This window comes from Microbacterium sp. NPDC064978 (assembly GCF_044543605.1).
Classification (GTDB): Bacteria; Actinomycetota; Actinomycetes; order Actinomycetales; family Microbacteriaceae; genus Microbacterium; species Microbacterium meiriae.
Map to the genome: position 1 here is coordinate 127,246 of NZ_JBITWF010000002.1, position 13,832 is coordinate 141,077.

Sequence of the window (13,832 nt, forward strand, 5' to 3'; positions counted from 1 at the left end):
GACTCCCCATTCCCCCTGAGGTCTCGATTCTAGAGGAGCCATCTGCACGGCCCGTTCACGTCTGCCGCACCTGTGGAGCGGGTCCGGTCGTCGCCGGCGGTGACGCCGTCCCGAGATCTCGCAGGAAGGCCTCTTCCGCGGTGGTGGATCGCGTTCCGGCGTCGCGCGCCCAGGTCACCGCGAGCCCGACGCAGAACCACAGGAACATGCTGTACTGCGTGATGAGGGCGACGACGACCAGACTCGGGAGCTGTCCGACGACGGCGAGGGCGGCGGGACTCCGCGTCGAGCGCCGCACGGCCATCAGCGCCGCGCAGACGACGGCCGCCATGATGAGCAGGGTCGGCACGTACCCGTACCGGAGGAGCGTGAGCACGAGGGCGTTGTCCACCGACCGGGCGAAGTATCCGAGGTAGTAGTCGCCGGAGACGAGGGAATGCCAGTCGCCGGGGTTCCCGAACAGCTGCACCTGTTCCAGGAGGACCAGCAGGTCCGTGCGGTAGTCGGCGCTGCCTCCGGCCTCGTCCCCCGCGGCACCGAAGACGGAATCGATGACGGGGATGACGATCGCGGTGCCGATCACCCCGGCGACGGCCACCGTCACCCGGAAGCGCGTCGAGACCCCGACGATGAGGAAGGTGGACAGGACGAGTGTCAACACCAGTGTGAGCAGGCCCGCCCGACTGAACGTGAAGACCGTGGCGGTGGCGATGAGCACGATGCCGGTGATCTTCGGGAACAGTCGCCATCGCGTCGCCACGACGAACGCGGAGGACATCGCCAGCGCGGCGCCGAGCGCGATCGAGTGCCCCCACGCCCCCTCCGCACGCAGCACCCCGCCGCGCTCCTGCAGCGGGCTCCATGTGTCGTACACCACGCCGGACCCGGGAATGAGGACGAAGGGGTTGAAGGAGGTGAGGAACTCGACGACCGCGAGAGCGGCGGCCACGATCGCCACGACCGCGATCGTCGAGGTGATCCACTCGGTCGTCACGCGAGCGAGCACCACGCGCCCCCAGATGTAGGGGATCACCCACTCGAGAAGCGATGCCACGAGCGAGGCGAGGTCGACCGTGCCGAACCCGTACAACCCGACGACGACGAGGACGAACGCGGCGACCCAGGCATCGGCCGCCCGCAACGGCACCACCGACCAGTTCACGATGATCAGCAGGACGGTGAGCAGGGTGATCGCCGCCCAGTAGAAGCTGATGTTCACCCCCACCCAGAGAGGCACGAAGAACAGCACGACCGCCCACACGACGAAGGCGGTACGCGGGAGCAGCCGGAGTGCGAACACGACGATGGCCACTGCCGCGATTCCACCGAAGGCGAGGAGCGCGATCGGGACAGCAGTGGCCATGCGTCAGGATCTTACTGCGGTGCGGTGACGCGGAACGAATCGAACGACACGCCGAGCGGCGCGGTCGCGCTGCCGGAGCGGTTGCCGCTCAGTCCCACCGCACCCGCACCCAGGGGTGCCGCGTCGGTCGTGGTGATCTGCCAGGCTGCCGGCTTCGTCGTCTCCGTCGGCCAGAACTTGGCGGAGAGGGTCGCCGACGTCGTCCCCGTCACGGACACCTCGAGGTTGTACGAGGTGTTCGCGGCCCACACCAGTCCGGGCACGGCCTGCGTGCGCAGGACGGTCCCTTCGCGGTGCACGACGAGCCAGACCGTGCCGTCAGGACGCAGCCAGGCGCGGACGAAGTACTTCCCGGCCGCTGACTGCCGCGCGATCACGCCGACGTAGGCGCCACCCGCGGCCGGGGCCTGATCGACCCGGAACTGCGTCTCGAGCACCGCATCGGCGACGGACGTGGTGTTGAGCGTCGCATGCCGGGTGTCGCCGGCGATGAGGTTCAGCTTCGCCTGGCCGTCGGCGACGGTCGCCGCCGCCTGCGAACCGCCGGCGATCGTCCACACCCCGCCGACCGTGGCGGTGCCCCAGCCGGGCCCCGCGGTGCGGTCGAAGCCGTCGTCCGCCACCGGAGCCGGCTGCGGCTCGGGTTCGGGTTCGGGTTCGGGCTGCGGGTCGACCGGAGGCGCCGTCACGGTCACCGGCTTGCTGGTGGTGTGCGTGGCGCCCTTGTCGTCCTTCACCGTGAGGGTGACGGTGTAGGTCCCCGCCGCGGTGTAGGTGCGGCTGGTGGTCGCACCGGTGCCGGTCGTCCCGTCGCCGAAGTCCCACGCGTACGAGGCGATCGTGCCGTCGGAGTCGGTCGAGGCGCTGCCGTCCACGGCGACCGTGAGGTTCGTCGCGGTCGCGGTGAACGCGGCGGTGGGAGCGACGTTCGCGGGCTCCGGTTCGGGCTGCGGCTCGGGCTCCGGCGCCGGCGTGCCGAGGTTCTTCAGCGTGAAGTCGTCGAAGCTGGCGAGGTTGGTGCCGGTGCCACTGCCCGACCGGTAGGAGAACACCGTCGGGGCACCGGCGACCTGCAGAGCCGGCGTCGCGTCCATCGTGGTGAGCTGCCAGTTGGCGGGCTCCGCCGACCCCGCCGCCCACAGCTTGGCGCGGATGGTCGTGGTGGACGACCCGGTCGTCTCCATCAGGAGCGAGAACGAGCTGCCCGCGCTCCAGGAGAGACCGGAGACGGCGGTGCTGGCGATCGCCGTGCCGTTGCGGTGGATCACGAGCCAGGTGGTGCCGTCAGGACGGTGCCAGGCGAGAGCCCGGTAGCCCGAGGACCCGGAACGCCGTGCGCCCAGACCTTCGTACGCCGCCCCGGAGGAGGGCCCGGAGGCGAGCGTGTAGGTGATCCGCGCGGATGTGTCGAGAAGGGACGTGCCCTGCAGCAGCATCTCCCTGGTGTCACCGGGTGCCAGGTTGACCTTGCCCACGCCGTCGCCGACGGAGAGCGCCGCGGCGGAGCCGCTCATCGGCGCCCAGGTGCCGCCCTTGTCGGCGGCGCCCCAGCCGCTGGACACGACACGACCGAACGCGTCGGACGCGGCGAAGACCTGCGCGGTCACGGTCACGGTCTTCGTGACGGCCTTGGACGCGCCGAGGCTGTCGGTCACGGTGAGGGTGATGTCATGCGCGCCGGCCGCGGCGTACGTGTGGCCTGCCGTGGCCCCGGAACCGGCGGGAGACCCGTCGCCCCAGTTCCACGAGTAGGACAGCGTCGCGCCGTCGGACGCACTCGATCCGGCTGCCGAGACGTTGACGCTCAGCCCCGACGCGGTCGCGGTGAAGGCGGCGACCGGGTCGGCATGCGTCGCCTCGACCTGTCGTGTGGTCGACGCGCTCCCGCCGCGGTCGTCGGTCACCGTCAGGGTCACCGTGCGGGTGCCCGGCGTGGCGTAGACGTGCGTCGCGACCTGACCGGTCGAAGTGGTGCCGTCCCCCCAGTTCCATGCGTAGGAGGCGAGGGAGCCGTCGGAGTCCGTCGAGGCGGACGCATCGGCCGAGACCGACAGCCCGTTCGCCGTCGTCTCGAAGGCCGCCGTCGGCAGGACGTTCGGTGCCTTCACCACGACCTGCTTCTCCGCCGTGGTGGCGAGTCCGTTGCTGTCCGTGACGGTCAGCGCCACCGTGTAGGTGCCGGACGCCTCGTACGTGTGGCTCGTCGTCTTGCCGGTGGCCGTCGCCGAGTCATCGCCGAAGTCCCACCGATAGCCGGCGATCGTCGCCGAGCCCGCGGGCGCCGAAGCCTCCGCGTCGAATGCGACGGCGAGGTCCGTCGGCGTGGCGGTGAAGGCAGCGGTCGGGGCCTGGAAGCCCTTGCCGATTCCGTAGTGCGTCTTCACCTGGGTCGCCGTGAGGGCGAACGGGTAGACCGCGACCTCATCCAGCGCCCCCTTGAAGTACTTGGAGCTCGGCTCGGACGGCCATCCGGCGAGGTTGTCTCCGCCGATACGCCAATATCCCGTGTAGTTCTCCGCCGTGGTGGCCCCCGCGAGCGACGACACGAGCTTGCCGTCGACGTAGAGCTTCATCCCCTCCGCGCTCTGCGACGCGACGGCGTGGTGCCACTCGTTGTCGTTGAGCGCGGCGTCGTTCTGGACGGTCTGCGTGCTGCCGTTGTACGTGCCGAAGACGAGACGCCCGTTGTTCGTCATATAGAGATGACGGTCGTAGCTGGTCGACTCACCCGACGCCGCGGCGCCGTAGCCCATCAGCTTGCCGCCGCTGGTGGTGTTGGTCTTGAACCAGAGCTCGGTCGAGAACTCGGACGGCGCGGCGATCTTGCTCCCGGAGGCCACGCGTCCCGCGCTCGTCCCGGTGAAGGTCGAGGCGCCCGTCGCCGTGTTCTCCACCCCGGAGGTCGAGGCGGTGACGCCCGTGCCGAACACGGGGGTGTTGGACCCGGCCCAGTCCTGCGCGGCGGTGCCGAGCGGGTAGTAGAGCTGCGGGCCGTCCGCCGTGACGGCGTTGACGTAGTTCGACACGGCACCGGCCGCGATGGTCACGCTCATCGCCTGGCTGGATACGGAGTTGCCCGCGCTGTCCTTCGCGACGACGGTGTACTCCTGCGTCGATCCGGGAGCTGCGGTCTTGTCCTCGAGGTTCACCGAGGGGCGGTCCCACCAGGTGCCGCGGGCGGTGGCGGTGGCCACCGGGGCGGTGGTGCCGGTCCGACGCAGTTCGTAGGTCAGCGTGAGGTCGTCACGGTCCCAGTTCGCGGGGATCGAGATCCGTGCGCGTCCAGGGATGAACGACTGCGCCGTGCCGGTCCAGTTCGCCCCCGACAGCCGAGGGCCGTCCTTCGCGCCGCCGGGCGGGTTGGTGGAGAACCGCACGAGTCCCTCGAAGCGGCCGTTGTTCACGGAGCGGAACTCGCCGCCGATCGAGATCATGTTCCCCGCACCGGTGATCGAGAGTCCGGCCTGACCCATGCCCGTGGTCACGCCCACGGCCCAGTCCGGCGTCCAGGCGTAGGCCGAGGGCGCCGGTGTCCCGGCCCAGTTCTTGTACGTGCCTCCGGCGGCGGGCTGGTTGCCCAGCAGACCGCGGGCGTCGGCGGTGTACGCCTCCGAGTAACGGTGCGTGCGCGGGTTCTGCTCGGGGTGCATGCCCATGGTGCTGCAGGCGTGGGTGTGGCTGGTGGTGTAGACCGTCTTGCCGGTCGAGTAGACGCCGTAGTGGTCGCCCAGGCAGTCCGCGATCCAGCGGACCTGGCCGCTTCCGGCCTCGGCCGCGAAGGTGCCCTCGAGGTTGCCGGTGGCCGCATCCGCGTAGACCCAGCCGGTGCCGTACACGGCGTTGGCGTCGGCCGCGAGGCCGAAGATCCCCGCCTTGCCTGAGTTCGCGCCCGTGTTCGAGCCGTTCTTCACCGTCTGCGGCAGCGCCCATCCGCTGTCCACCGCGCCGGTCGTCTTGTCGAGCGCGACGGTGCCGCGCATCGTCAGGTCGCCGTTGACCTGGGAGAAGCGGCCGGCCGCGATGACGTTCTGACCCGCCGGGTCCATCACCATGGCGTCGACCTGGAGGTCGGTCTGCGGCGCCCAGCTGAGCAGCGCGCCGTTCGTCGCCGAGAAGGCTGCGAGGTTCTTGCGCGGGGTCGCGTTGCCCTGCGTGAAGAGACCGCCGACGTAGACGCTCGAGCCCGAGGTGGCGAGGGCGTACACGCCGCTGCCGCCGATCGAGGGCGAGAACCCGGGCACCAGCTGCCCGGTCACGGCGTCCAGCGCGGCGAAGTTCCAGCGCGTCTGGCCGTTGACGGAGTTGAAGGAGCCGCCGATGTAGATGCGGCTGCCGTCCGGCGAGGCGGCGACGGCCTTGATCACGCCGTTCACCTGCGGTGCGAACGAGAGCAGCTGACCGGTGTTGATGTCGTATGCGAGGACGTTGGACCGGGCGGTGAGGCTGGTCCCCGGTACGGCGAGCGGCGCCCTGGCGTTGTCGAACTTGCCCACCGCGTAGACGGTCGACCCGATCGTGGTCTGCGACCACACGTAGCCGTTGTCGATCTGCACGGTCGGAATCGGGTCCGACGTCACGACGTCGTCGTTCCGCTGCAGCAGCGGCGGCGGCGTCGACGGCGAATCCGCCGCCGCGGCCCCGGTCGCCCCCAGCGTGGTCATGCCCGTGATCAGCAGCGCCGCCGTCACGACCGACGCGAGTGCGCTCAGCGCCCGCCTCGAAGTGGATGTCTTACCCATGTTGCTCCCCAGCCCCAGATTTCTTCTTCGAAAATGTCACGTACGAGACGCGGTGAAAGTCGTCGCGCCCACGGCTCAGGAGAGCTCGCCCGCGAAGGTCGCCACCGGCTCGCCGGCGGCGTAGTTCACGCTGATCTTCACGGCGCGACCCTTCGTGGGGTCGAGCATGAAGACGTAGGTTCCCGTGGCCTCGTCGCCGGCGGCCAGCTCTCCATGGAGAGGTTCGTTCGGACCCGCGGTGGTGGCCACCCCGACGTCGCCGTCGTCCGTGACGAGGCTGACGACGGCGGAGTCGATGCTCTGCGCCCGCTTCGAGTCGTTGGCGACCTTCACGGTCACCACGACGGCGGAGCCGGCATACTCGCCCGGCGTCTCGGGGGTGACCTCGGTGGTCGAGATGTCGTCGACGGTCACGACCATGTCGGTGGACAGCGCGATCTCCGCGTCCAGCGCACCGCTCTCCTCGGTCAGCGCGGGGGCCTCGGTGGGCCCCTGGGCGTCGGGATCGGCCGGCGGCGTCCAGTCGGTCGTGCTGGTGCCCTCGGGCTCCGGCGACGCCGCGGTGTCCGGTGCCGCCGTGCATCCGGCGAACACGAGCGCGAGCGCCACGACGGGCGCGATGAAAAGCGCACGGCGTGCGCGTGATGAGCCGTCCCCAGAACGGCATGCTGAAACAGTGAACACTGCAGCTCCCCAGAACCCAGATCCCCAGCCGGAGCCCCCTCGGCTCCGGTTTCCCCCCAGCCATGCAGAACACGGCGTCGGCTAATGGTAGTGCGGACCGTGGAAAACCACAACCCTCCGGTCAGGAGGAGTGTCGGCGCTGTCTCCCGAGCTGCCCGCCGATCGCGTCGACGGCCTGCTCGACCTCGGAGAGGGTGCCGGCATGACCCCGACTCCCGTGCCGATCCGCGATGGAGGCAGGGTCCTCGACGGAGCGACGACCGAGGAGACGCCGGAGCCCGCCGCCGCGACCCGGCGAGCCGCTGAGGGGCACCGCACGCGTCCGTGCCCGGTCGAGGTGAGCGACGTAGTCGGCGATGACATCGAAGCCGCCGGGCGCGAACCCGACGCCGAGGTGCGCGGCCTCACGCAGCGTGAACATCCGGTCGCGGTGCTCCGGCGCCGCCCGCACCAGCTCCCCCCGGAGATCGCGCGAGGCGGTCAGCACGAGGTCGGCTGCGGCCAGCATCTCCCGGGTGACCTCGCGGGCTCGATGCGCCTGCGCCCGTGCCCGCCAGTCCTCGTCGGCATGCCGCGACGCGACGTCGGCGCAGATCGGGTCTCCGTCGTTGGCGCGCACGCCGGCGCTGCGCACCGAGAGCGAGGAGCCCTCCCCGAGCCGGCGCCGCAGCTCCAGCTCGGCCAGCGGCGACCGGCAGACGTTGGCCGCGCACACGATGAGGATCGAGCCGCCGGTCATGCCGGGTCACCGAGCCTTCCGATCTCGCGGAACCACTTCACCGCGGCGAGCGCGAGGAACAGGACCGCGGCGGCGCAGAGCGCGCTGTACGCGACGAGGAATCCCGGCGTCCAGCCCCAGAGGACGAAGACGAGGCAGACCAGCCCGAAGTCGGTCGGCAGCAGCATGAGCGAGCGTCGCAGGGTGCCTCCGCCGCGTTCATGGGTGGACGCGACGGCGTGCTTGCCCTTGAGGAGGTCGTTCAGGAGCATGCCCGAGAACGTGGTCGAGGCGACGATGCTGAACACGATCGGGATCAGCAGCAGCGCCGGCGACTCCGGAAGGACCCGGTACAGGCCGATCAGCACCGCGAGGTGCAGCGACGCGATCTTGAGCGTGTCGATGAAGTGGTCCAGCCACTCGCCCTGCGGGCTCCCGCCGCCGCGGAGCCGCGCGACCTGACCGTCCGCGGAGTCCCACGCATAGCCGAGGACGAGGAGGAGCGCGATGAGCAGCCCGAGCGGCACCGTGACCGGGGCGAAGGCGATGAGGCCGATGGCGGCGAACGAATGGACGGCGCTGATGATCGACACCTGGTTCGGCGTGAGGCCGAGCCGGAACGCCAGCGCGGCGAGCACGCGTCCGAGCCTGCGGTTCACGTAGACCGAGTAGGCGGGGGCGCCGCGGGCATGGCCCTTCTGCGCCCTGGCGAGCTGACGGTAGGCGTCTACGACCATGACGTTCCCTTCGATTCCGTGCCGGACAGGCGCGCGATCCGTCTGGCCTCGCGCACCCCGCGGACGTAGGCGCGCAGCGGAGCGGCGGAATGCAGCAGCTGTCGGCGGCCGCCGCGGAGGATCACCTCGCGGGCGGTACGGGGTATCGACCGGCGCCAGCGGTGCACGGCCTCGTCGTCGAGGTGCCGGACCGCGTACAGCATCCGGTTGCGGATGTTGTAGAAGTAGTAGCCCTCCGACTTCGCCCTCGCGAGCTGGGGTTCGGCGCGCTGCGTGCCGCCCTCGTCGTGCACGGCCGTCGCCTCCTCGACGAGCACGAGCGTCCCCCCGGCCGAGACCACCCGGCGCGAGAAGTCGACGTCCTCCCAGTAGAGGAAGTACTCGTCGTCGAAGCCGCCCGAGAGCGCCCACACCTCGCGGGTGATCCACAGGCAGGCACCGCTCAGCCACGGCTCGTAGGGGCGCGCGTCGTCCGCCCGGCGTTTGCGACGCGCCCGCATCGTGCCGTCGTCGAGCAGGAGGTCGATGCCGGCGAACCAGGTGCGTCCCTCGGAGTCGGTGATCACCGGCGAGGCGAGGGTCGTGCGCGAGGCCGCGGTGACCGCGGCCAGGCGCGCCAGAGACGCACGGTCGATGTGCGCGTCCGGGTTGATCACGAGGACGTCGGTCGCGCCGTCGGCGAGCGCCCGCGCGACCCCGATGTTGACGCCGCCGCCGAATCCGCTGTTCGTCTCGGGGGTGATGAGGGTCCATCCGTGCGCCTCCGCGACCGCGACGGCGGCCTCGCGCTCCGCGGCACCGGCCCAGTTGTCGACGACGACCACCAGGGCCTCCTCGTCGACGGCACGAGCCTCGCGCTCCACGAGCACCAGGTTGCGCTCGAGCAGCCGCGCCGAGGCGTAGTTCACGACGACGACGGCCAGCCGTCCGTGCACGATTGACACGCGATCCTCCCCCCGGATCCGCCCACACGGTCCGCTCGGGTCGCCGGTCGAATTCCCCAGAGTCGCGACCGGCGTCGACTCCCAGGACACCGACTATACGCCAGAGGCGGCTCGGCGCACCCGTCGTTCACGGTACGATGAGCCGGCGCGGGGAGACAGGCGCACGACTGCCATGGGGATGAGGCGGATGACGAGGGGACCGGGGACGGGCGACGCGATCGCCGTGACGATCGGCGTACCCACCTACCGACGGCCGGAGCTGCTGGCGGCGCTGCTGCGCGCACTCCCTGACCGGATCGCGGAGTGTGCGGACCTCGGCGTGGACGTGGAGGTGCTGGTCGTCGACAACGACGCCGCGGGCTCCGCGCGCGAGGTGGCCGCGAACGCCGCCCTGCCCGTCCGGTACGTCGTCGAGCCGACGCCGGGCATCGTGGCCGCGCGGAACCGGCTGCTGGACGAGTGCGCCGACCGCGACCTGCTCGCCTTCATCGACGACGACGAGGTCCCCCGTGCCGGCTGGCTCTCGGCGCTGATCACCACGTGGCGCGCGTTCGACGCGGATGCCGTCATGGGCCGCGTCATCTCCGTGTTCGACGACGACGTCGATCCCTGGCTGCTCGCCTCCGGCACGTTCCGTCGTCCGCCCCGCCCGACCGGGACCGTGCTCTCGGTCGCCGCGGCGGGGAACCTGCTGCTCGACCTCCGAGCGGTGCGCCGCTTCGGCGTGCGCTTCGACCCGTCCCTCGGGCTCGGCGGCGGCGAGGACACGCTCTTCACCCGCGAACTCGTCGGCCGAGGCGGCCGCATCGTCTGGTGCAACGAGTCCGAGACCGAGGACCTCGTCGTCGCCGCGCGCCTCAGCCGCGCGTGGGCGGCGCAGCGGGCGTTCAGCTCGGCCAATGCCGGTACCCGCATCGACCTGCAGCTCACCCGCGGGAGGCTGCGCCGCGGTCTGCTCCGGGTGCGCTCCCTGATCGGTGGGATCGCCCGGATCGTCGTCGGTGCAGCACGTCGAGCCTTCGGCGCCGCGACCTCGAACATCGCCCATCACGCCCGCGGCACCCGCCTGATCCACCGCGGCCGCGGCACCATCGCCGCCGCTCTCGGCCGCCGCTACGACGAATACCGTCGCCCCTCGGAGGACAACACGATGACCGAATCCGCGTCGAGCATCCGCGTGATGCAGTCCCTCGGCGCCCCGCGCCCCACGACGAATCCGTACAACAAGATGCTCGACGAGGCCCTGGGGACGACGGAGGGCCTGGAGCATCTCCGGTTCTCGTGGAAGACCGCCCTCTTCGGCCGCTACGACGCCTTCCACTGGCACTGGCCCGAGGCCAAGCTCCACGGATCGACCTGGTGGAAGTCCACCGGCAAGTTCCTCCTCACGGCGGCCCTCGTCGCCAGGCACCGCCTGTCTCGACGTATCGCCGTGGTGCGGACGGTCCACAACATCGAGCTTCCCGATGACAACGCGCCACGCTTGTGGCTGCTGCGGTCCATCGATCGGCACACCGACTATCGGATCGTCATCAACGAGACGACGCCGCTCCCTCCGGGCACGCCGCACAGCCTCATCCTGCACGGTCACTACCGCGACTGGTACGCCGCGTTCCCCTCCGCCGAGCGTGTGCCCGGTCGGCTGGGATCGTTCGGCGGGGTGCGTCGTTACAAAGGGCTCGAAGGGTTCATCGACGCCTATGCGGAGGCGGTGACGATCGAGCCGACGTTGAGCCTGAAGATCGGCGGTCGCCCCTCCACCCCCGAGCTCGGCGACGACCTCCGTGAACGGACGTCCGGTCTCCCCGCCGTCGAACTGCACCTCGACTTCCTGAGCGATGCCGAGCTCGTCCAGCTCGCCACCTCCTCCGAGCTGATCGTTCTGGCCTACCGCTTCATGCACAACTCGGGCAGCGTCCTCGCCGCCCTGTCGATGGCACGGCCCGTGCTGGTGCCGCGGAACGAGGCGAATGAGGCGCTGGCGCGCGAAGTGGGCGCCGAGTGGGTGCTCCTGTACGACGGCGACCTCGACGCCGCAGCGGTGGTCGAGGCCTGGCGGGCGGCATCGACGCTGACCGGGGCACCCGACCTCTCCCGCCGCGAATGGGCGGACGCCGGCCGTGCCCACCGGGACGCCTTCCGCGAGGGCGTCGCACACAAGCGTCGGCGCCGCCACCGCGTCTGACCCACCCTCCCACCCGCCCGCTCAATGACGAGAGGCTCCATCCATGTCCGCATCACTGAAGGGCGCGTTCTTCCGCGCCAAGGCCGCGACCGTACGGGCGAGAGCGGGAGCCTTCCACCGTGAACTCCTCTCGAACGAGCGCTTGGCCCCGGCCGAGTTCGCCGGTATGCAGAACAGGCTCGCTCGGGACATCGCGGCGTTCGCCATGGACTCCTCCGCGTTCTACGGCGCCCGCTACCGGGAGCTCGGCGTCCGCCCGGATTCCCTGACCGATCCGGAAGCCTGGGCGTCGTTGCCGATCCTCGACCGGGCGACCGTCAAGCAGCACGCGGCGGAGATGCGCACGCCCGAGGCGACGGAAGCCAGTGCGCGACCTGCTCTGACGGGCGGCAGCACGGGAGAGCCCCTCGCCACCCTCCACGACGCCAGGGTGCCGGCGCTGGCCCTGAGCTGGAGGATGTACTCCTGGTGGGGGATCGAGCCGTACGACGACCTCGCCCGGGTCGGTCGCTGGAACTTCGGGCGGCTGGCGACCATCAAGAACGACCTCGCCTGGTGGCCCACCACTCAGGTCTACCTCGACGCCGGTCTGATCTCGGAGCAGACGATGGAAGCGTTCCATCGACGACTCACCGCGACGCGACCGCGCCTGATCGAGGGGTACGTCGGAGCGATGCTGGAGTTCGCCGATTTCCTGGAGCGCCGGAAGCTGAGCGTCCCCATCCCGAAGGCGATCGCGACGACGGCGGCGCCGCTCACGGCCTCCGCCCGCGCACGGCTCGAGTCGGTCTTCGGCGCTCCCGTCCACGACGAGTATCGCGGTTCCGAATTCGGATGGATCGCCGGGGAATGCGCTCATCGCGACGGTCTCCACGTCTTCGCCGACGTCCGCCGGGTGGAGGTGGTGGACGAGGACGGGGCCCCCGCAGCCCCCGGCCAGCTGGGTGACCTCGTCATCACGGATCTGCGCAACAGGGTCTTCCCGCTGATCCGGTATCGCACCGGCGACAAGGGCATCCTGCGATCGGAACCCTGCCGCTGCGGCAGTGCCCTCCCGCTCATGGAGCAGCCTCAGGGGCGGACGACGGACATGATCCGTCTCCCCAGCGGTACCGTGCTCGCGCACCGCCTCATGGGGATGTTCGCCGCACACCCGGAAGCCGTGCGTCTCTTCCAGATCCACCAGCTCGCCGATCACTCGATCACCATCCGCGTCGTGGAGGGTGACGGCGCGGAGGCGCGGAGGCAGATCGAGAGCGCGGTCGCCGCACTGCAGGAGCGGATCGCGAACGAAGTGCCGGTGCGCACCGACTTCGTCGACTCCCTGCCCTACACGGGCGGCAAGACGAAGTACATCATCAGCGACGTGCCCCCTTCGGTCTGAGCGTCGACGTCAGCCGTCCGCTCGGAGACCGCGGACGAGGGCGTCGACCATCGTCGCGGTCGTGAATCGGCGCTCGACCTCGATCCGGCCCTGCCGACCCAGCTCGGCGGCGCGGTCGGGATCGTCCAGCATTCCGAGCAATGCTTCCGCCAGCACCTCCGGCTCCTCCGGCGGGACGAGGACACCGGTGCGGGCGCTGACGTAATCGCGCATGCCAGGAGTGTCCGAGACCACCACGGGGCGGGCCGTGGCCAGAGCCTCCAGCGCCACCGTCATCCCTGACGCGTGCAGGTTGGGGCGGGTCGCGGTCACCACGACGCTCGCCGTCGCGTACAGATCGCGGAGCTCCGTGTGCGGCAGCCGACGCACGAGCCGGACGCCCTCCGGAGGCGGCAGCGCGGAGGGCGACTGCACGACGACGTCGACTCCCGGGCGCGCAGCGAGGACCAGGGCGAGCGCGGCGTACAGCGTCGCGGGATCCCGGTCGCGATCGTTGCCGGCGCTGACGATCCGGGGTCGGGCGGCGGGCGGCCGCGCGCCGAAGAACTCGTGGTCGATCCCGAACGGCACGACGAAGATGCGGGGCGCGTCGGCCCCGAGGAGCCGTTGCAGGGGCAAAACCTGTGCCTCGCTCAGCACCCAGAGCGCCGTGGCCGCCCGCAGCATCGCCACCAGTCGACCGGGTGCAGCGCCGGCCGCCGCCATGTCGGTGAGCCAGATGACGCCAGCGGCGTACCGCGTCCGCGGCCGCAGGATCTGCAGACGATAGGCGGTGTTCTCGTCCCACGCGATGGCGAACCCGGCACGGGGCCGCGGGCCGACGCCGGCGCGTGCGCGGAGCCGTGCGATCCGGCCGGGGTCGGGGAGCTCATCGACCTCCACGACGGCGTGGTCGCGAAGAGCGTCCAGCCCGTAGGGCCAGACGCTCGGAACCTCTCCCCTGGCGTGTGCGCGCGCCCAGGCGGATGCCGACTGCTCGGCACGGTGCGCCCAGGTGACGGACAGCGCCGGGCTGTCCTCGGATCCCACGAGGCCCACTATGGACCTCGGCCCGGGCGGTGTAAAGGGCGAGTTCTCC

General features: G+C 70.9%; 9 protein-coding genes. 2 read left to right on the forward strand and 7 right to left on the reverse strand.

The window, feature by feature from the left end; genetic code table 11:
* Positions 1-55: 55 nt before the first annotated feature.
* From ACIGJI_RS07605 to ACIGJI_RS07630, 6 genes are all read right to left on the reverse strand, one after another.
* Entirely contained in the window at positions 56-1,363 is a 1,308-nt protein-coding gene (locus ACIGJI_RS07605; RefSeq protein ID WP_187663192.1) for a hypothetical protein, read from the reverse strand.
* Positions 1,364-1,374: 11 nt separating this feature from the next.
* A complete protein-coding gene (locus ACIGJI_RS07610) occupies positions 1,375-6,102 on the reverse strand; it encodes a PKD domain-containing protein (RefSeq protein WP_363444770.1) in 4,728 nt (1,575 codons plus the stop codon).
* A 75-nt stretch (positions 6,103-6,177) separates the two neighbouring features.
* The gene (locus ACIGJI_RS07615; protein WP_187663191.1) at positions 6,178-6,711 is read right to left on the reverse strand and encodes a DUF4352 domain-containing protein; all 534 of its coding nucleotides are present in this window, start codon (positions 6,709-6,711) and stop codon (positions 6,178-6,180) included.
* 196 nt (positions 6,712-6,907) lie between these two features.
* Positions 6,908-7,525, reverse strand: coding sequence for a hypothetical protein (locus ACIGJI_RS07620; RefSeq protein WP_363444772.1), 618 nt, complete (start codon positions 7,523-7,525; stop codon positions 6,908-6,910).
* Entirely contained in the window at positions 7,522-8,241 is a 720-nt protein-coding gene (locus tag ACIGJI_RS07625; protein WP_363444774.1) for a CDP-alcohol phosphatidyltransferase family protein, read from the reverse strand. The genes ACIGJI_RS07620 and ACIGJI_RS07625 overlap by 4 nt, the downstream gene beginning before the upstream one ends.
* The gene (locus ACIGJI_RS07630) at positions 8,232-9,185 is read right to left on the reverse strand and encodes a glycosyltransferase family 2 protein (protein WP_363444776.1); all 954 of its coding nucleotides are present in this window, start codon (positions 9,183-9,185) and stop codon (positions 8,232-8,234) included. Before ACIGJI_RS07630 ends, ACIGJI_RS07625 begins: the two co-directional genes overlap by 10 nt.
* Before the next feature lie 187 nt (positions 9,186-9,372).
* Between ACIGJI_RS07630 and ACIGJI_RS07635 the strand changes: the two genes are divergently transcribed.
* Positions 9,373-11,370 (forward strand): glycosyltransferase, encoded by a 1,998-nt coding sequence (locus ACIGJI_RS07635; protein WP_232089169.1) that lies wholly within the window; start codon positions 9,373-9,375, stop codon positions 11,368-11,370.
* Positions 11,371-11,413: 43 nt separating this feature from the next.
* Positions 11,414-12,754: a hypothetical protein gene (locus tag ACIGJI_RS07640; protein WP_363444778.1), complete on the forward strand. Its 1,341-nt coding sequence runs from the start codon at positions 11,414-11,416 to the stop codon at positions 12,752-12,754.
* A gap of 9 nt (positions 12,755-12,763) precedes the next feature.
* Here the strand turns inward: ACIGJI_RS07640 and ACIGJI_RS07645 are convergent, their stop codons facing one another.
* Entirely contained in the window at positions 12,764-13,783 is a 1,020-nt protein-coding gene (locus ACIGJI_RS07645) for a glycosyltransferase family 4 protein (RefSeq protein WP_363444780.1), read from the reverse strand.
* Positions 13,784-13,832 lie beyond the last annotated feature (49 nt).

What these genes read in the sequence shown, in the direction of transcription:
- ACIGJI_RS07640 (WP_363444778.1), top strand. Translation starts at nt 11,414, where the DNA reads ATGTCCGCATCACTGAAGGGCGCGTTCTTCCGCGCCAAGGCCGCGACC.
- ACIGJI_RS07625 (WP_363444774.1), bottom strand. Translation starts at nt 8,241, where the DNA reads ATGGTCGTAGACGCCTACCGTCAGCTCGCCAGGGCGCAGAAGGGCCAT.
- ACIGJI_RS07635 (WP_232089169.1), top strand. Translation starts at nt 9,373, where the DNA reads ATGACGAGGGGACCGGGGACGGGCGACGCGATCGCCGTGACGATCGGC.
- ACIGJI_RS07605 (WP_187663192.1), bottom strand. Translation starts at nt 1,363, where the DNA reads ATGGCCACTGCTGTCCCGATCGCGCTCCTCGCCTTCGGTGGAATCGCG.
- ACIGJI_RS07620 (WP_363444772.1), bottom strand. Translation starts at nt 7,525, where the DNA reads ATGACCGGCGGCTCGATCCTCATCGTGTGCGCGGCCAACGTCTGCCGG.
- ACIGJI_RS07610 (WP_363444770.1), bottom strand. Translation starts at nt 6,102, where the DNA reads ATGGGTAAGACATCCACTTCGAGGCGGGCGCTGAGCGCACTCGCGTCG.